Origin of the sequence: Candidatus Protochlamydia sp. W-9 (assembly GCF_001950615.1) — a bacterium.
GTDB lineage: Bacteria > Chlamydiota > Chlamydiia > Chlamydiales > Parachlamydiaceae > Protochlamydia > Protochlamydia amoebophila.
Window position 1 is genome coordinate 1 of the sequence record NZ_BCPZ01000012.1, and the last position, 327, is coordinate 327.

The following is a 327-nucleotide window of genomic DNA, read 5'->3' on the forward strand; positions in this document are numbered from 1 at the left end:
AGAACCTTTTTATTCCTCTATTTGCTTATCTTTTGGACAAAAGAGGAGAAATCACAGGAATTGCTTTTATTGATTCTACGTCGATAGATGTTTGCCACAATAAACGCATAAAAAGAAACAAGGTCTTTAAAGGTTTAGTAAAGAGAGGAAAAACAACTTCAGGGTGGTTTTTCGGGTTTAAATTGCATTTCATGATCAATGAGAAAGGAGAAATTTTGGCTTTTCAGCTAACTCCTGGAAATGTCGCTGATGTTTCTATTGCCGAAACTTTGTCGAAAGGGATTTTTGGAAAACTATTTGGTGATAAGGGATATATTTCGAAAGAAC

At 34.6% G+C, this 327-nt stretch carries 1 protein-coding gene; it reads left to right on the plus strand.

Going from position 1 to position 327, the window contains the following annotated elements; genetic code table 11:
• Positions 1-327 (plus strand): transposase (locus BU804_RS00160; RefSeq protein ID WP_143298893.1); only part of this gene is annotated, 327 nt, incomplete at both ends.